The 16720-nt window shown below is 68.4% G+C and carries 19 protein-coding genes; 8 read left to right on the top strand and 11 right to left on the bottom strand.

Features of this window, described 5'->3' with window-relative positions; genetic code table 11:
- Nucleotides 1–16 precede the first annotated feature (16 nt).
- The 3 genes from ABD260_RS16030 to ABD260_RS16020 form a co-directional block, all read right to left on the bottom strand.
- Nucleotides 17–655, bottom strand: coding sequence for a GntR family transcriptional regulator (locus tag ABD260_RS16030; protein WP_344234325.1), 639 nt, complete (start codon nt 653–655; stop codon nt 17–19).
- A gap of 310 nt (nt 656–965) precedes the next feature.
- Nucleotides 966–1616, bottom strand: coding sequence for a response regulator (locus ABD260_RS16025; protein ID WP_344234483.1), 651 nt, complete (start codon nt 1614–1616; stop codon nt 966–968).
- Nucleotides 1616–2635, bottom strand: coding sequence for a HAMP domain-containing sensor histidine kinase (locus tag ABD260_RS16020; RefSeq protein ID WP_344234324.1), 1020 nt, complete (start codon nt 2633–2635; stop codon nt 1616–1618). Before ABD260_RS16020 ends, ABD260_RS16025 begins: the two co-directional genes overlap by 1 nt.
- Nucleotides 2636–2810: 175 nt before the next feature.
- Between ABD260_RS16020 and ABD260_RS16015 the strand changes: the two genes are divergently transcribed.
- The 3 genes from ABD260_RS16015 to ABD260_RS16005 all read left to right on the top strand — a co-directional run bounded on the left by ABD260_RS16015 (nt 2811) and on the right by ABD260_RS16005 (nt 4478).
- Entirely contained in the window at nt 2811–3146 is a 336-nt protein-coding gene (locus tag ABD260_RS16015; protein WP_344234323.1) for a TraR/DksA family transcriptional regulator, read from the top strand.
- Nucleotides 3147–3186: 40 nt separating this feature from the next.
- Nucleotides 3187–3603 (top strand): TraR/DksA family transcriptional regulator, encoded by a 417-nt coding sequence (locus tag ABD260_RS16010; protein WP_344234322.1) that lies wholly within the window; start codon nt 3187–3189, stop codon nt 3601–3603.
- A 131-nt stretch (nt 3604–3734) separates the two neighbouring features.
- Nucleotides 3735–4478 (top strand): rod shape-determining protein, encoded by a 744-nt coding sequence (locus tag ABD260_RS16005; protein ID WP_344234321.1) that lies wholly within the window; start codon nt 3735–3737, stop codon nt 4476–4478.
- Nucleotides 4479–4491: 13 nt separating this feature from the next.
- Here ABD260_RS16005 and ABD260_RS16000 read toward each other — a convergent pair whose 3' ends face one another.
- Nucleotides 4492–4980, bottom strand: a complete 489-nt coding sequence (locus tag ABD260_RS16000; protein WP_344234320.1) for a pyridoxamine 5'-phosphate oxidase family protein — start codon at nt 4978–4980, stop codon at nt 4492–4494.
- An 88-nt stretch (nt 4981–5068) separates the two neighbouring features.
- On the opposite strand from ABD260_RS16000, the gene ABD260_RS15995 reads away from it, so the two are divergent.
- Nucleotides 5069–6946: a hypothetical protein gene (locus tag ABD260_RS15995; RefSeq protein WP_344234319.1), complete on the top strand. Its 1878-nt coding sequence runs from the start codon at nt 5069–5071 to the stop codon at nt 6944–6946.
- Between the two features lie 9 nt (nt 6947–6955).
- On the opposite strand, the gene ABD260_RS15990 is transcribed toward ABD260_RS15995, so the two are convergent.
- On the bottom strand, nt 6956–7663 hold the full coding sequence (locus ABD260_RS15990) for an isocitrate lyase/PEP mutase family protein (protein ID WP_344234317.1): 708 nt from the start codon (nt 7661–7663) through the stop codon (nt 6956–6958).
- Between the two features lie 8 nt (nt 7664–7671).
- Entirely contained in the window at nt 7672–8139 is a 468-nt protein-coding gene (locus tag ABD260_RS15985) for a carboxymuconolactone decarboxylase family protein (RefSeq protein ID WP_344234316.1), read from the bottom strand.
- Between the two features lie 140 nt (nt 8140–8279).
- On the opposite strand from ABD260_RS15985, the gene ABD260_RS15980 reads away from it, so the two are divergent.
- The 4 genes from ABD260_RS15980 (at nt 8280) to ABD260_RS37590 (ending at nt 11325) form a co-directional block, all read left to right on the top strand.
- Nucleotides 8280–8681, top strand: coding sequence for a MerR family transcriptional regulator (locus tag ABD260_RS15980; RefSeq protein WP_344234315.1), 402 nt, complete (start codon nt 8280–8282; stop codon nt 8679–8681).
- A gap of 20 nt (nt 8682–8701) precedes the next feature.
- The gene (locus ABD260_RS15975) at nt 8702–9064 is read left to right on the top strand and encodes a hypothetical protein (protein WP_344234313.1); all 363 of its coding nucleotides are present in this window, start codon (nt 8702–8704) and stop codon (nt 9062–9064) included.
- Between the two features lie 290 nt (nt 9065–9354).
- The gene (pdxR, locus tag ABD260_RS15970) at nt 9355–10731 is read left to right on the top strand and encodes a MocR-like pyridoxine biosynthesis transcription factor PdxR (protein WP_344234312.1); all 1377 of its coding nucleotides are present in this window, start codon (nt 9355–9357) and stop codon (nt 10729–10731) included.
- Nucleotides 10732–10881: 150 nt separating this feature from the next.
- Nucleotides 10882–11325 carry an IS110 family transposase gene (locus tag ABD260_RS37590; protein ID WP_425553347.1) on the top strand — a complete coding sequence of 148 codons (444 nt, stop codon included), beginning with the start codon at nt 10882–10884 and terminating at the stop codon, nt 11323–11325.
- Here the strand turns inward: ABD260_RS37590 and ABD260_RS15965 are convergent.
- The 5 genes from ABD260_RS15965 to kdgD form a co-directional block, all read right to left on the bottom strand.
- Entirely contained in the window at nt 11255–12196 is a 942-nt protein-coding gene (locus ABD260_RS15965) for an FAD-dependent oxidoreductase (RefSeq protein ID WP_344234311.1), read from the bottom strand. The genes ABD260_RS37590 and ABD260_RS15965 overlap by 71 nt on opposite strands.
- Nucleotides 12197–12422: 226 nt before the next feature.
- The gene (locus tag ABD260_RS15960; RefSeq protein ID WP_344234309.1) at nt 12423–13535 is read right to left on the bottom strand and encodes an esterase-like activity of phytase family protein; all 1113 of its coding nucleotides are present in this window, start codon (nt 13533–13535) and stop codon (nt 12423–12425) included.
- Between the two features lie 14 nt (nt 13536–13549).
- Nucleotides 13550–14374 carry a M55 family metallopeptidase gene (locus ABD260_RS15955; protein WP_344234308.1) on the bottom strand — a complete coding sequence of 275 codons (825 nt, stop codon included), beginning with the start codon at nt 14372–14374 and terminating at the stop codon, nt 13550–13552.
- A complete protein-coding gene (locus ABD260_RS15950; protein WP_344234307.1) occupies nt 14375–15694 on the bottom strand; it encodes an enolase C-terminal domain-like protein in 1320 nt (439 codons plus the stop codon).
- Complete coding sequence (gene kdgD / locus ABD260_RS15945; protein WP_344234306.1) at nt 15691–16677, bottom strand: 5-dehydro-4-deoxyglucarate dehydratase; 987 nt, start codon at nt 16675–16677, stop codon at nt 15691–15693. Before kdgD ends, ABD260_RS15950 begins: the two co-directional genes overlap by 4 nt.
- Nucleotides 16678–16720: the final 43 nt, after the last annotated feature.

Below are 16720 nucleotides of genomic sequence, written 5' to 3'. Positions count from 1 at the left end.
GGCGAGCTGGTGGGTGTCAGGGCAACCCGCGAGTGTCCCGGAAGAGGGACTGGGAGTGCCGAAGGTGTTCCCCGGCCAGCCATTCCGCGTGCTCGGCTTCGCGGTTGGCGATCGCGGTGAACAACTCATGATGCTGCCCCGCGACGGCCATCAGATCGTCGTGCTGAGTGAGCAACCACCGCATCCTGCTCCGCAGCGGCCGTTCGATCTCGATCAGCAGCTCGTTCGACGCGAGCTCCATGACGATCTCGTGAAAGTCGGCCGCCTTCCGCCGCGCCACCACCGCGTCCCCGGCCCGCGCCGCGACCAGCTGATCGTCCAGCGTGCGCCGCAACCGATCGAGCCCCTCCCGCGTACGCCGCTCCGCCGCCAACCGGAAGGCCAACGGCTCCAACGCCGTCCGCACTTCGGTAAGATCGGCGATATCGGAGTCGGTGAAGGTCCGGACCACGGCCCAGGACCGCGGCCGCAGCGTGACCAGCCCTTCGGCAACCAGAACCTTGAGCGCCTCCCGGACCGGCACCCGGCTGACCTCCAGGGCCGCTGCCAGCTCCCGCTCGACCAGCTTCTCCCCAGGCCGGCGCGCCCCGTCGAGAATCTCGTCCCGCAACCGCCGCGCCACCCGCTCGGCCTCAGATTCCCGCACGTCGCTCATCCACACTCCAGGTTTGGTATACCAACCAGCCCCAGCATGCCGCACGACCCCCACCACCCCAAACCAGTCATCCACAGGCCCACCCACCCACCCACCAGACCGGCACCACCCGCCCACCCACCAGACCGGCACCAACCGCCGGACATGCTGCGCCCACCCCGGCTACCGCGCGGCCACCCACTCACCCCGGCTACCGCGCGCCCCACCTCGACCTCCCGGCTACCGCGCGGCCACCCGGCTACCGCGCGGCCGACCCGACCGGCCCGACCGCCCCGGCCGTCGTGGATGCGTCGGATGCGTGTGGTGGGGTTCAGGGTTCGAGCAGGCCGGCGCGGATGGCGTACCGGGTGAGATCGAGCCGATCCCGGAGCCCGAGTTTCTGCAGGATGTTTGAGCGGTGCCGCTCGACCGTCTTGATGCTGATCGTGAGCAGCTCGGCGATCTCCTTCGACGAGTTGCCTTCAGCAACCAGCTTGAGGATCTCCTCCTCGCGCACGGTCAGGATCTGCTGCGGCAGATCAGCACCCTGCCGAACGCGCTCCAGGTAGCTGCGGACCAGCCGCTTCATCGCACCCGGGTACAGGAACGGCTCGCCCCGCATCGTCGCCCGGCACGCTTCGACCAGGTCGCGGTCGAGCACCGATTTCAGGACGTACCCGGACGCGCCCGCCTTCAACGCCTGGAAGAAGTACTGCTCGTTGTCGTACATGGTGAGCATCAGCACTCGTACGTCCGGCTTGACGATCGACAACTCCCGCGCCGCCTGCAACCCGGTCATCCGCGGCATCGCGATGTCGAGAATCGCCAGATCCACCTCCTGGCTCCGGCACAACGCGACCGCCTCACTCCCGTCATCCGCCTCCGCGACCACCTCAAGATCCGGCTCCCCGTCAAGAATCAGCCGCACGCCCCGCCGAACCAACGCATGATCATCCGCCAGCAAAATCCGAGTCACCCGCATCACAAACCCCCACCCCCGCCAGCCCCGCCCCCGCCAACCCGGCCCCCAGCAGCCCCATCCGCCCGCCCGCTCGTCTTTTGGACCGGCACCGTCAGGCTCACTTCGGTGCCGCCTGCCGCCCGGGGTTCGATTTCGAGCGTCGCACCGATCAGCAGGGCCCGTTCACGCATCCCGCGAATGCCGGCCCCTTCATGCGCCAGCCCGGTCCCACGCCCGTCATCCGCGATCCGCAGCACAACACCCCCGGCGTACGTGACCAACGACAGCTCGATCCGCCTCGCCCCGGCGTGCCGCGCGACATTCGTCAAACTCTCCTGCGCGACGCGATACAGCACCAACTCGGTCTGCTCATCCAGCACCGGCAACCCGGCCTCGAACCGCCGATCAATCACCAGCCCGGTGTGATCCGACACCTCAGTCGCCAGCGCCGTCAGCGCACTGATCAGCCCAAGATCCTCCAGTACGCCGGGCCGCAGCCGGTGCGCGAGCCGCCGTACCTCGTCCAAACTCGCCCGCGTCGTCTCCTGCGCCTGCGCCAACTCGCCACGCAGCCCAGGATCAGGCGCACGATCCGCCGCACGTTTGAGATCCATCAGCACCGCGGTCAGGCTTTGTCCCACCTCGTCGTGCAGTTCGCGCGCGATCCGCCGCCGCTCGGACTCCTGCGCGGACAACGCCCGCGCCGCACTCGTCGCGCGCTCGCGTTCGAGCCGGTCGAGCATGTCGTTGAAGGCATGCAGCAGGTCCGGTATACCACCGTGCCCGCTGACCGGAAGCCGTTGCCCAGGCCGCAGTACGTCGACGGTGGACATGCGCCGGTTCAGCCGGGCCAGCGGCGCCAGACCGACCCGCAGCAGCGCGGCGTTGGCGACCAGCATCACCACCAGGCCGCCGAGCAGTACGGACGCCTCGGTGAACAGCACCGGTACCGACACCGTGACCGGCGCCCACAGCAGCAACGCGGTCGCTCCGCCGAGCACGAGCGCGTTCAGGCCGAAGATCCGCCAGAACAACGACACCAGCATTCCTTCCCTCGGGTCCTCGGACGCGTACCTTCACGCTGTCCTCGGACGTGTACTTCACACCAATCGTGCGCCATCGGGCGTCATGGTGCGGCCCGGCGAGCGCTCCGGCATACCAAGATGGGGGTCAGTCCCGATAGGAAACCGCTGACCCACCGGCCATGGTGTGGTCATGAACACCCAAGAGACCTCGACGCTCGGCTCCGGCGGTCAGCCCGGAGCGCACCGCGTCCACGAGACTCTGCAACGTCTGCAGCATGAGCGCAACACTCGGCTGGCCCAGCTGAACGCGATGGAAGCCGACAAGCCGAACGCCAACGAGGACCTGGTCACCGCGCAAACCACCGCGATCCGCCTGGTCCTGAAGGAGATCGACGCCGCCGTCGAACGCGTCTCGGACGGTACCTACGGCACCTGCCAGGGCTGCGCGGCGCGCATCCCCGTCGGCCGGCTGGAAATCCTGCCGTACGTGCGCTTCTGCGTGGGCTGCCAGCAGCAGGCGGTCTAGTGCCCTGCGCTGGGCGCCACCGCGCCAAGTGAGGAGGAGCGTGAACAGCCAGACCCGCAAGTCGCGCAACGGCGGTATACCAAAAATCGAACTGGCCGGCCTGAGAGCCATCCTGCTCGACCAACGCACCTTCCGCCGCGAACAACTGGCCCAAATCCGCCAACGTCCCAAACCAACCCCCACCACCTCGCACCCCTCGACACCGAACGCTGGCGCTTCCCGTGCCGGCCGGGTCGAGGGTGCCGGCGCGGGCCGGGCCGAGGTCGAGGACTGTCTGGTCGTCGCGGCGCGAGACGTACTGGCCGACGTCGAGGCGGCACTGGACCGGATGGACACCGGGCACTACGGCGAATGCCGTGAATGCCGAGGCGGAATCGCACTCTCACGCCTGCGCATCTGCCCACAAACCCTGTACTGCGGCGAATGCCACCGGGCCCGTGAAACAGCCGACCGATGAACCCACAACAGCCCACCTCGCAGCCGACAGCCGACCGCTCCTGGTGGCGCACCCTCCCACCGACCACCCACTCAAACCACCCGCGCACCTTGGCGAGTGAGATGCGGCCCGCGTGGTGGCGGGTGCTGCCGATGGGAGACCGGTTGGTATCCGGGATTGCGATCGACCTCGGCAGTGCGCGGACCCGGATCTGGACCACCGAGCACGGTCTGACCGCCGACGTCCCAACGCGCGTACCGGGCACCTCCGGCCGAGGTGGTTTGGTATGCCGAGGCGAGATCGTCAACGCCGCCGCAACCGCCAGTCTTCTTACCACCTTGCTCGGCCGCGAGACCGCCACCCCAGCCACCCACCGGTTGACGGTGGTTGCTGTCGTGCCGGTGTTGGGTGGGGAGCGGCAGCGGCGGGGGATGCGGGCGGCGTTGGAGGTGCTGGGGCCGGCGGCTGTGGTGATGCTGGATGGCGTCAAGGCGGTTGCGTTCGGGGCGCGGGCCGGGGTTGCTGACCCGTTGCTGGTGGTTGATGTGGGTGCTCAGTTGATCGAGGTTGCGTTGCTGACCGACGGGTCCGTGGTCGAGGCGCGGAGTACGCCGTTGGGTGTGGATGACCTGTCCGCGGCGGAGGTTGTCGAGGAGGTGGCGGACGCAGTACTCGGGCTGTTGCAGGGTGACTGCTGCGGCCAGGTAGTCGATGCGCTCGATCGCGGCGTACTGCTTGCTGGTGGCGGTGCGCTGCGCCCGGAGATCACGTACAAACTGTCCCGCCGGATCGGCGCCACCGTGCGTCCCGCCCCGGCCCCCCACACCGCCGCCGTCCGCGGCGCCGCCACGGCCCTGCAAGCCAACCACCGCCACCCCGGCACCCACAACGCCTGAACTGCAGGGTCCGTCAGCCGGCGGACTTGGCTTTGATCACGTCTTCCACCGACTGGGGGATGGTGGTTTCGAAGTCCAGGAGTTTCGCCCAGGTGGGGGTGATGGTGATGAGGGTCATCTCGTCGTAGAGGGACTTCACGCCGGCCTCCCAGGCGGGGTACTGGGCGTCGGTCATGACCTTGTGGCCGGCGCGGAGGTAGCCCTCGGGGATGCCGGGGTGGAGGGTGAGTTCGGCGGTGCCGCGGATCAGCAGGACCTTGGGCGGGAAGGCGCCGGTGTCGATGGTGAGGGCGACCTTCGGGTTCTTGCGGAGGGCGGCGACCTTGGCGGACTTGGGGAGGGTGGCCATCAGGATCTGTTCGCCTTCGGTCCAGAAGCCGATCGGAATCACCCGCGGGTCGCCGTCGAGCGCGTCGTAGGCGAGCCGGGCGGGTTCGGGGCCGTTCAGGAGCTGCTGGGCGTACGGCTTGGCAAGGATCTCGGCGATCTGCTGCTTGTCCATTTTGGTATCCCATTTCGGTTCGAGGTGGTTGCTCAGCAGGGGGACGGAGCAGGCGCGCGGTTCTCGACATCGATTAGGTTGGCGGATCGTGGAAAGTTTTGAATTCGGTTCAGGTTCGGTCCAGGTCGCCGATGACGGTGCGGTCGCGCAGGTGCTGCACCCGGACGGCCGGCGCGTCCTGCTCGACGAAGGTGTCGTACACGACAGTCTGCACGCGTGGGGCAAGGGTTTCGTCATCACCGATCGCGGTACGTACCGGTTCGACAACCCGGCGTTCACGCGCTGGCGCAGCAGCGGGATCGACCTGCTGTACCGGTTCGGCGAGCTGGAGTTGCGGGTCGGCCGCCGTTTCGGTGAGCGGTGGACGGAGACGTACGAGCTGCGCAACACCGCCGATGCGCCGGTCGAGGTCGGGTCGATCGCGATCAGTACGCCGTACCGCGACGTGTATGCGTCCAGCCGCGAGAGCCTCACCGGATCAGTGCACGCGCACGTCTGGACGGGCGGCGCGGACGCCTGGGTCTGGGCGGTGCCGATGGACGGCAGCGGGCCGGGTCTGGGCCTGCAGCTCACGGAGGGCGAGCTCTGGGCGTACTCGGTCGAGTCCCGCGAGCCAGGCACCAGCAGCAACATCCGCGGGCACATCTACCTGCATGTCACCGACCAGGCCCGCGCCCCGCACGCCATGGGCGGCCAGCCGGCGATCACCCTCGAACCGGGCGCGACCTACCGGTGGACCTGGCAGCTCGCCTGGTATACCAAACTTCCCGACTTCCACGCCGATCGCCAACCGTTGATCGAGGCAACAAAACTGGCGACCGAGGTCGGCGGAACGCTCCAGCTCACCGGCATCGACCCGCGCGAACTCAGCAGCGACGAGCCCGGCCTCCACCACGTCGAAGCCACCGACGGTACGCGGACCGCCCGCGTCGCCGTCCTGTTCCACGAGCCGCTCCGGGTGATCGCGGAACGCCGCGCGCGATTCATCCTTGATCATCAACGCCGCCCCGAGTTGGACGGCAGCCGCAAGTACGCGTTCGTGCCGTACGACAACGACAGCGGCCTCACCGTACTGTCCAGCGCCTGGCGTGACTGGTCGGATGCCCGCGAGCGGATCGGGATGGCGATTCTCCTGCAGGAGGTACGCGATCGCGGCTGGGGCGATCGTGCCGAGCTGGACGAGGCCCTCGCGGGGTACGAGCAGTTCGTCCGCGATCATCTGCTCGACGACGCGGGCACGATCCAGGACGACAGCATCCACCAGAACGCCGTCCGCCTCTACAACTTCCCGTGGTTCGCGCGGTTCCTGCTCGGGCAGGGCGACCGGGACGGCGCGACGCGGATCCTCGATCGGTACTACGAGCTCGGCGGCGATCACTTCCTCGCGTTCGACCTCGGTCCGCTGCTGAGTGAGCTCGGTCTGCACGACCATCTCGTCCGGCATGCCAAAACCTTCATCGGGTACGGGGACGAGCTGCCGCCGCATGAGGTGAATTATGAGCAGAGCATGGTGGCGCCGCTGCTCGAGCTCCTGGTTTCGGCATACCAAATCGCGCCGGACGAAATCGACGGCGCCGAGCTCGCCCGGCGGCTGCCGTGGCTGACCGCCTTCGCGGCGGATCAGCCCGACGTGCGCCTCCGGCATGTCGCACTCCGGCACTGGGACGGGTACTGGTTCGGCCGGCTGCGCTTGTGGGGCGATGTCTTCCCGCACTACTGGTCCGCGTTGAGCGCGGTCGTGTACGCCGCCTGGCCGCGCGAGCTGGTCGAACCGGAGCTGGCCGAGTGGCTCGATGCTGCGGAGGACGCGATCCTTCGCGCGAATCTGGTCAGCTTCGCCGCGGACGGTTCGGCGACGTGCGCTTTCGTCTACCCGAGTTGCGTGAACGGGCAGCCGGCCCACGTCGCCGACCCACTGGCGAACGACCAGGACTGGGCCCTCGTCTACGCCCTCCGCCGCCTCTGACGGTCCTGGCTAGCTCAACGTCGGCAGTAGCTCGCGGAGGTGGGTCATCACGTGGTCGTGCACGCTGGTGCCGTACGAGATGCGCGTCGCCCCGGCCGCCGCGAGCTCGGCCGGGGCCGGTCCGCCGACCTTGGCGTGCGCATTGATGGGCCCGCCAACGGCCTCGGCCACTTCGGCGATTTGGTATACCGGAGCGAGGATCGGGTACACGCAATCAGCCCCGGCCCGCCGGTACTCCCGCCCCCGGGCGATCGCCGCCGCGACCGGGTCCTCGACCCGCCGGACGAAGGTGTCCACCCGGGCGTTGATCACCAGCTCGGCGCCTGCGGCCGCGCGTACTTCGGCGAGGTAATCGGCCTGTTGTGAAACGTCGACCAGCTCACCGCCGACCGAATCCTCCAGATTGCAGCCGACCGCGCCCGTCTCGAGCAACCGCTCCGCGAACTCCTTCGGTGCCAACCCGTATCCGGACTCCAGATCGGCCGTCACTGGTATACCAACCGCGCGGACGATCTGCGCGACGGCGGCGAACATCTGCTCCGGTGGGGTCAGCTGCCCGTCGTCGTACCCGAGCACCCGGGCGACCGCCCCGCTGCTGGTGGCAACAGCGGGGAAGCCGGCTTCGGCGACCAGGCGGGCGCTGACCGGATCCCAGGCGTTCGGCAGGATCAGCGGCGTGCCGCCGTGGTGCAGTGCCCTGAACAGTTCCGCAGTCATCGGCCGGCTCAGCTCGGGTTGTAGTGGCCGGGCTCCATCTTTCCGGTCACCCCGACCCGGGTCCACATGTTGATCGTGATGATCAGCGCGATCAGCCGGGCCAGGTCCTTCTCGTCGAACGCCTGCGCGGCCACCTCGTACACGTCGTCCGGCACGTGGTCCACGCTCACCAGCGTGATCGCCTCGGTCAGCTGAAGCGCGGCCTTCTCCTGCTCGGTGTAGAACTTCTTAGCCTCCCGCCAGACCGGCAGCAGGGTGATCCGCTGCTGCTGGTCCGCGCCCAGTTGCAGCAGGTCGAGGGAGTGCATGTCGGTGCAGTACGCGCAGCCGTTGATCTGCGAGGCCCGGATCCGGACCAGGTGCGCCAGCTTCGGGTCGAGACCGGTGTCGGACACCCGGTCCAGCTCGATCATCGCCTGGTAGAAGTCCGGTGCAAGGTTGGCGAGCTTCACTCGCCGCGTTGTCGATGTGCTCATGTCTTCAACTTAGGCCGCAACCGGCCCAGACGCCTGGTCCACTTCCAAGAAGAATCCACGGGCCAATTTACTAGCCGGGTCGTGAATGACTTTCGGCCGAGAGTTGACCTTGGAGTTCGGTACAGGGTTGAGGATGGGGTATGCGAACCGGTGAGCTGGCCGGACAGGCCGGGGTGAACGCTGAGACATTGCGCTACTACGAGCGTCGCGGTCTGCTGGAGCGGCCGCCGCGGACCTCGGGTGGGTACCGTGATTACCCGGCGTCGACGGTGGAGTTGCTGCGCTTCGTGAAGCGGGCGAAAGAGCTTGGGTTCACGCTGGACGACATCGAGGAACTGGTACACCTCGACGCGGGCGGTCCGGACAGTTGCGATGCCGCGCTGACGCTCGCCGAAACGCGCAAGGCCGATCTGGAGGCCCGGATCGCGGACCTGGAGCGGATGCGCGACTCGCTGTCCGAGCTCGTCGACACCTGCGCACTCCCACGCGACCAGCGCCGCTGCGTACTACTCGAGGCCCTCGCGGCGGTGGAACCACAGTGAAGCCAGGCGGTGGAGTCACGGTGAAGCTGGAGGTGCTCCACGTCCCCGATTGCCCGAACCTCGCGCCGCTGCTGACCCGCCTCGGCGAGCTCACCGACGTACCCGTCACCACCCGGGAAGTCCGCACCGACGCGGATGCAGCCGCGGCCGACATGGCCGGCTCACCCACGCTGCTCGTGAACGGCACCGACCCATTCGCGTCCGCGGCCGGCTGCACCCTGTCGTGCCGGCTGTACCGCGACGACTCCGGCCGCGTCGTCACGATCCCGACCGCCGCGCAACTACAGACCGCACTGGCCGCAGCAGTTGACGTCAGGGCAGGTGACGGTCGATTCGGCGGAGGATCGGCCCCACGAGAGGTAGGCGATGCCAACCGTGGGTGATCACCCACGCGCGAGAGGTGCGAACGGCCGCCCGCAGACGAGCGGCTGCCGATACCCGCTGCTGGTCTTCGCGCTCCGCGGCGCGGCGGCGGAGGAATCGGGCGCACTGGAAGCACACGCCCACCTCGGGATGCGAACCCAGCCGCACCAAGTCCCGCTCGGCGAACTCGTTGCCGCAACACCAGCACGTCGCCTGTGCTGTCGTCGTCTCACTCACGTCCGCGCCTCCTGGTATACCACCAGCATGCCGTCACCCTGGTCCGGAGTCGATAGGGCATAAAGTCCAGGGCATGGAGGAGGCGACTTCGGCGGGTGCGGATCTGCATCTGGAGCTCGGTGCGACGCGTGGGCGCAGTGATCTCGTGCAGGCGTTGCACGCGTCGATCCGTAGTGGGCGGCTCACCGCGGGTACGCGGTTGCCCTCGTCGCGGTCGCTCGCGAAGGATCTTGGAATCGCGCGAAACACAGTCGCGGACGCGTACGGGCAACTCGTCGCGGAAGGCTGGCTGACCGCGCGGCAGGGCTCCGGCACAGTAGTGGCGAATCGCGCCGCCGTACCGCCCGCGCCTGCCGTTTCGTTGCCGGAGGCCCGTAGTTTTCGGTACGACCTGACGCCGGGCGCTCCGGACCTGGCCACCTTTCCGCGGACCGAATGGCTGGCGGCGACGCGGAAGGCGCTGACCGCGGCGCCGAACGAGGCGTTCGGGCTGGGCGATCCGCGCGGACGGATCGAGTTGCGGCGGATGCTGGCCGACTACCTGGCGCGGGCGCGCGGCGTACGGGCCGATCCGGAGCGGATCCTGATTTGCTCCGGGTACGTGCAGGCGCTGAGCTTGCTGAGCGAAGTGATCAAATCCGGCGGCGGTACGACGATGGCGGTCGAGGAATTCGGGTACGGGCTGCACCGCGACGTGATCCGGGCGCGCGGGCTGGATGCGGTTGCCGTACCGGTGGATGAGCTCGGGGCGCAGACGGAACACTTGACCGGGCAGGGCGTACTGCTGACGCCGGCACACCAGATGCCGACGGGCGTACCGCTCGCGCCGGAGCGACGGACGGCCGCGGTGGAGTGGGCGCGCGAGTCCGGGGCGGTGCTGATCGAGGACGACTACGACGGGGAGTTCCGGTACGACCGGCAGGCCGTTGGTGCTTTGCAGGCGCTTGATCCGGAGCGCGTTGTTTACACGGGTACCGCAAGTAAGAGTCTCGCGCCGGGGTTGCGGCTGGCGTGGATGGTACTTCCGCAACGGCTGATCGAGCCGGTGGTCGCGGCGAAACGTACCGCGGACTTCCAAACTGCGACGATCGAGCAACTGGTTCTCGCCGAATTCATTGCCTCAGGCCACTATGACCGGCACGTCCGCCGCTCCCGCCTGCACTACCGCCGCCGCCGCGACCGCCTGGTCGAACTCCTCGCCGTCCGCGCCCCCACCGTCGAGGTCGCCGGCATCTCCGCCGGCCTGCACGTCCTCCTCGACGTCCCCGGCGACGCCGAAGACATCACCACCCGAGCCGCCCGCCAAGGCCTGGGCCTCGCCACCCTCACCACCTACCACTTCGCCCCCACCCCAGCCACCCGCCAAGCGGTCATCGTCGGCTACGCCACCCCACCCGACCACGCCTACCCCGGCGCCCTGGACCTCCTCTGCCAAATCCTGGACGCCTAACAATGAGGATGATGTGAGTGAACCCCGCAGCGGTTGTCCTGACTCGCCCTCTAACTGACTTTGGGTCTTGAACTGGATCTGTCGGTCGACCGGCTGCGGGACTTACTTGCACTCACCGGGCCAGGGGTGTTGGTGACTTCATAGGAGCCCGTGCCAGCAGACACCCATCGCGACACCCATACCGCCGCGGTGATCGATCCCGTCGGTCGGCTCTTGGATCACCGCACGTTCCCAGCAGCCCCGGCCGGCTACCGGCAGTTGCTGGCCTGGCTGCAGTCGTTCGGGACGGTTCAGCGGATCGGTGTCGAGGGCACCGGCGCCTACGGGAACGGCCTGACGAACTACCTGACCAGCCAAGGCATGAGCGTGATCGAGGTCGACCGGCCCGATCGCAAACCCGCCGCTCAGCCGGCAAGTCCGATCCGATCGACGCCGAAGCAGCTGCCCGCGCGGCAGCCTCCGGAACCCGGACCGGGACACCCAAAACCCGCACCGGAGAACCCACAAGGACAGGGGCGGGGGGCTACGGGGTGTCTGTTGCGACTGTGCCGGTCAGTTGGAGGACCTCGTCGGCGCAGCCCCAGGAGAGGGTGATGCCGGAGCCGCCGTGGCCGTAGCAGTGGATGATGGGTTGGCCGGTTTGGGTGCGTACCAGTTCGCAGCGGATCGTGGGGCGGGCTGGGCGGAGGCCGACACGTTGGCGGATGATCTTGGCGTTGTGGAGCTGGGGGACGAGTTCGGCGGCGCGGGTGAGGATCTGGCGGGTGGTTTCGGGGTCGACGGCCAGGTTCCAGTCGCCGGGCTGGCTGGTGCCGCCGACGATCACATCGTGCTCGCGCGGCACCACGTACGTCAGCTCTTCCGGTGAACGGTCCGCGATCAACCATTCGCTCAGACCGCACGGTTCGACGCTCAGCACCTGGCCGCGTACCGGCGTGACGGTCGGGTCGCCGGCGGTCAGGCGGGCGCCCAGGCCGGTACAGTTCACGACGAGGTCGGCTCCGGTGGGCAGCGCGGACAGGGCCGCGCGGGAGAGTGTGCCGCCGGCCTGTTCGAGGCGTTTCACCAACGCCGGCAGGTACATCGGCATGTCGACCACCGGCGCGGTGAACGACCAGCCGTCCGCGAACCCGGCGGGCGGTGACGCGACGCGGGTGAGGTCGGGGAGTACGTCGGCCCAGCGCGGGTCCGGCGTACGCTCAGTCAGAAGCTCACGGCCGCGCCGCAAGCGCACCGATGACTCGTGCTCGGCCAGCTTGGCGAATTCCTCGTACGTTGCGCGAGACCAGGCGGCGACGCGGTCCTCGGGCGCGGACAGGTAGGGGTACCAGACCGCTGCTGCTACCGAGGACGTCGTCTCCAGGGGCAGATCGCGGGCGAGCACCGCCACGTCGTACCCGCCCTCGGCGAGCCGGATGGCACAGCTCAGCCCGATCACGCCCGCACCCACCACGATCACGCGCATTCACACAGTGTTACCCACCACTCCCAATCACGCCACCAGAGGGCTAGTGCGAGGTTCGGTGGAAGGAAGACAGGGCAGGTGGTGGAGGCGGTCCCAATCACGCCATCGGTGGGGGTGGTGCGGGGTTCGGTGGAAGGAAGACAAGGCAGGTAGTTGGGCGGTCCCAATCACGTCACCAGAGGGCTGGTGCGGGGACCATCGCGTCGGCAGGGGGGTGGTGCGGGGGTCAGGGGAGGGTGATGGACAGGGAGTAGAGGCGGGTGGTTTGGGTTGGGCCGTTGTTGTCGTCGGACAGGAGGTAGAGCTGGCGGTGGCCGCCGGGGAGGTGGGGGCCGAGGGCAAGGGCTTCGACGTTGTCGAGGAGGGGGTTCGGCTGGGGTTGCTTGGCGACGGCGCCGGATGGTGGGCAGTTGACGAGGTCGAACAGCAGTTGCTTCCGCAGGAAGACCTGCTCAGGTACGTCGGCCAGCGACCGCACTGTGCTCACGTCCTTCGCACGATGCAGCGAGACCGTGAACACGCGGATCGTGTTACCGACGCCCGGAGTGAACGTGCGCTCCATCGACACCAGCTGGGTCGGGCCGGCCCAAGCGAGCTCGACCAGCGCGAGACCAGGATCCGGCTTGTACGCGTACTGCGCGACCGGGCGGTAGTCACGCCCAGGCAGACCGAAATACCGGATGATGCGGTTCCGCGTACGGTTGCCGGCGTCCGTACCGTCCGAGGCGAGCGGACCTTCCATGCCGGCGTACAACGAGAGGCCGTCGTGGCTGACTGCCAATGACTCGAAGGTCGCGTTGTTGGACGCCTCGCCGGCCGGTGCGACTTGGAAGCGGGACGGTACTGGCAACTGGCCGATCTGCTTGCCGTCCGACAACCGGAAGCGGCGGATCGACGGCTCGCGTTCTGAGGTGGCGAGGATGGTGCGGTTGCCGCGCTCGACGACGAGGCCTTCGCCGTCGAAGTCGCCGCCGTTGAATGGAATACCATCCGGGCGGCGCAGGATCGTCATCCCGTCGACGCTGACCGAGGCCGGTTTGCCGGTCAGGCTCAGGTCGAAGACGCGCGCCGGGGTGGTGCCGACGTTGTCCACCAGGGCGATCGCGCTGTTCGGGCCGGTGAGGTTCAGCGCGGAGAGCCCGGCGACCGGCTGACCGGCGTACGTGGTCTTGTCGAGCGCATCGCTGAAGCCGAGGAAGGCCGCCTTCGGGGAGCAGGCACCGCCAGCGTTTGGTATACCACCCTTCGCAGCCCCGGTGGTGCCGGTCGCGGCGGCGGTCAGGGTGGTGGTGAGGGCGGTCAGGGCGACTGCTGTGGCGAGCGGTTTCTGCCAACGCATTCCAGGCTCCTCGGTTATTCGCTCACGCCGCGGCTCAGCAGTACCAGGGCGATGAAGGTTTGGTATACCACCAGCGGATCATCATTGCGCAGGGCAACGACCTTCTCTTCGCGGCGTTCGACCCCGCGGAGCGCGCAAGCCAGTTCGGCGTACGCGCCGTTGTGGAACCGGATCGTCAGCTCGGCCGGGAGCGCGATGCTCGGCAGCCGGATGTCGGTCAGCCGGCCCAGTGCGCGCCGGGCGGCGTCGTGGATCAGTTCGCGGGCGCGCTCCGGGTGTACGGCCAGTGCCGCGTTATGGGATACCGAATCTTTGATCACGACCGACTCGAGGTCCGGGCAGAACGCCTGCGCCTCGTCGATCGTGACGCGATCACCGGAGATCAGCGCGACCGGCACCTCGTACGCGAGCGCCGCCAACGCGTTGATGCCGGCCTCGCCGGTGATCGCGCCGTTCAGCCGCACCTCCGCGATCGCCCGCGGGTTGTACGTGTGGTGCAGCACCGACGACGTCGACCCGGCCGAACCGTGGTACGACACGAAGAACACCGCGTCGTACGAGGCGTCGAGGCCCTGCATCATGTACATCGGCTTGTGCTTGCCGGACAGGTAACTCGCGCGGCCGTGGAGTTCGTCCGGGCGCAGGTTCTGCATCGTCGAGTGCGAGTCGTTGACCAGGAACTCGGTCCCGCCGGCCGCGAGTGCGCCGTCGATCGCCGCGTTCACCTCGGCCTGCAGCTGACCGCGGTAGTACTCGTACTCGGCGCCCGGCCCGCGACATTGACTCCAGTCGACGACGCCCGCCGTACCTTCCATGTCGGTGGACAAGAAGACCTTCATTCACCGCACCATACAAGGCCGCTTCGGGTCGAACTCCCAGTCCTCGATCAGGTACCGCATCGCGATCGCGTCGTTCCGCGCGCCGAGCCCGTGCTCCAGATAGAGCTCGTGCGCCGCGGCCAGCGCGTCCCGGTCCAGCTCGATGCCGAGGCCGGGCCGGTCCGGTACGGCGATCGCACCGCCGGCGATCCGGAGCGGCTCCTTGGTCAGCGCCTGCCCGTCCTGCCAGATCCAATGTGTGTCGAGGGCAGTGATCTCACCCGGCGCGGCCGCGCCGACCTGCGTGAACATCGCCAGCGAGATGTCGAAGTGGTTGTTCGAATGCGAACCCCAGGTCAGCCCGAAGTCGTGGCACAACTGCGCGACCCGGACCGAACCGGCCATCGTCCAGAAATGCGGATCGGCGAGCGGAATGTCGACCGCGTTCGAACGGATCGCGTGCGCCAGCTCGCGCCAGTCGGTCGCGATCATGTTCGTCGCTGTCCGCAAGCCGGTATACCGTTTGAACTCGGCCATCGTCTCGCGCCCGGAGAAACCCGACTCGGCACCACACGGATCCTCGACGTACGCCAGTACATCGTCCAGGCCCGTGCAGACCGCGATGGCTTCCCGTACCAGCCAGGCGCCGTTCGGATCGACCGTGATGCGCGCGGACGGGAACCGCTCGTGCAAGGCCCGCACCGCGTCGATCTCCACGTGCGGGTCGAAAACGCCGCCCTTGAGCTTGAAATCCGCGAACCCGTACCGTTCCTGCGCCGCCTCGGCCAGCGCGACAACCGCCTCAGCGGTCAGCGCGGGTTTCCGCCGGAGCTGCGACCACCTGTTGTCGCCGGCATCCGTCGCGTACGGCAGGTCCGTCCGCGCCGGATCGCCCACATAGAAGAGATAACCGAGTACGGGAACCGCGGCCCGTTGTTGCCCTTCACCCAGCAACTCGGCGACTGGTATACCAAAGTGCTGGCCGAGCAGATCGAGCAGCGCCGACTCGAGTCCGGTGACGGCATGCACCGTCGTCCGCAGATCGAAAGTCTGCAGACCACGCCCACCGGCGTCCCGCCCTTCGAACCGGGTGGCGATCGCGCGGAGCAGACTTCGGTACCGGCTGAGCGGCTGACCGATGAGGAGCGGCGCGGCGTCGCGGATGGTCGCCGCGATCTTCTCGCCGCCAGGGACTTCGCCGAGGCCGGTATTGCCCGCGCTGTCGGTCACGATCACGACGTTGCGGGTGAAGAACGGCCCGTGCGCGCCGCTCAGGTTGAGCAGCATGCTGTCGTACCCGGCGACCGGCACGACCTCAACGGACTCGACGGTCGGCGTCACCGGACCATCCCGGCCTTCCCGGCTTCCCCGACCTGCCTGGCCTCCCCGACCTGCCCGGCCTTCTCGATCAGCCCGGCCTTCTCGATCAGTGCGGTGAGCTCGGCCCGCTCGTCGTCGGTGAGGTCCTGCAACGGCGGCCGTACCGGGCCGGCGTCGCGTCCGATCGCGGTCACCCCGGCCTTCACGATCGACACGGCATACCCCTTCACCCGGTCGCGAATGTCCAGGTACGGCAGCACGAACTCGTTCAGCTTTTGGTATACTACCGCCCGGTCCTGGGCGAGCACGTCCGCGTAGAACCCGAGCGCGAAGTCCGGAACGAAGTTGAAGATCGCCGACGAGTACGTGCTGTACCCGAGCTGCAGCAGCGGCAGCGCGAACGTCTCCGCGGTCGGCAGCCCGCCGATGTACGTGAGCCGGTCGCCGACCCGGGCGTACGTCCGGGTCATCATCTCGACGTTGCCGACACCGTCCTTGAGGCAGACCAGGTTCGGGTTCCGGTCGGCCACCTCGGCGACCGTCGTGTCGGTCAGGATCGCGTTCGCGCGGCTGTACACGGTCACGCCGAGGCTCGTGCTTTGGCATACCAACGAGATGTGCTCGGCCAGCCCGCGCTGGCCGGCCTCGGTCAGGTACGGCGGCAGCAGCAGGATTCCGTCCGCGCCGGCGGCCTCGGCCGCCTGCGCGCCGGCGATCGCCGAAGCGGTGCCGCCGGTGGCCGGCGCGATCACCGGGACGCGCCCGTTCACCTCGCCGACGGCCGCCCGGACCACGGTGTCGATCTCGGCCGGGGTGAGCGAGAACCCCTCGCCAGTACCGCCCGCCGCGAACAGGCCGGCCACGTCGTACTCACTGAGCCAGGACAGGTGCTCGCGGTACCCCGCCTCGTTGAAGCTGAGGTCCGGGTAGAAATGCGTGACGGGGAACGAGAGCAGTCCGGTCTTGAGGTGCGCGGCCAGCTCGGTGGGGGAGTAGTGGGTCACGCCGGTCAGCGTAAGAACGCCGGTGGATACCTGTCCAAGATCG

Origin of the sequence: Kribbella hippodromi (assembly GCF_039531045.1) — a bacterium.
Lineage (GTDB): Bacteria > Actinomycetota > Actinomycetes > Propionibacteriales > Kribbellaceae > Kribbella > Kribbella hippodromi.
This window is presented reverse-complemented; position numbering and strand designations above follow the sequence as displayed.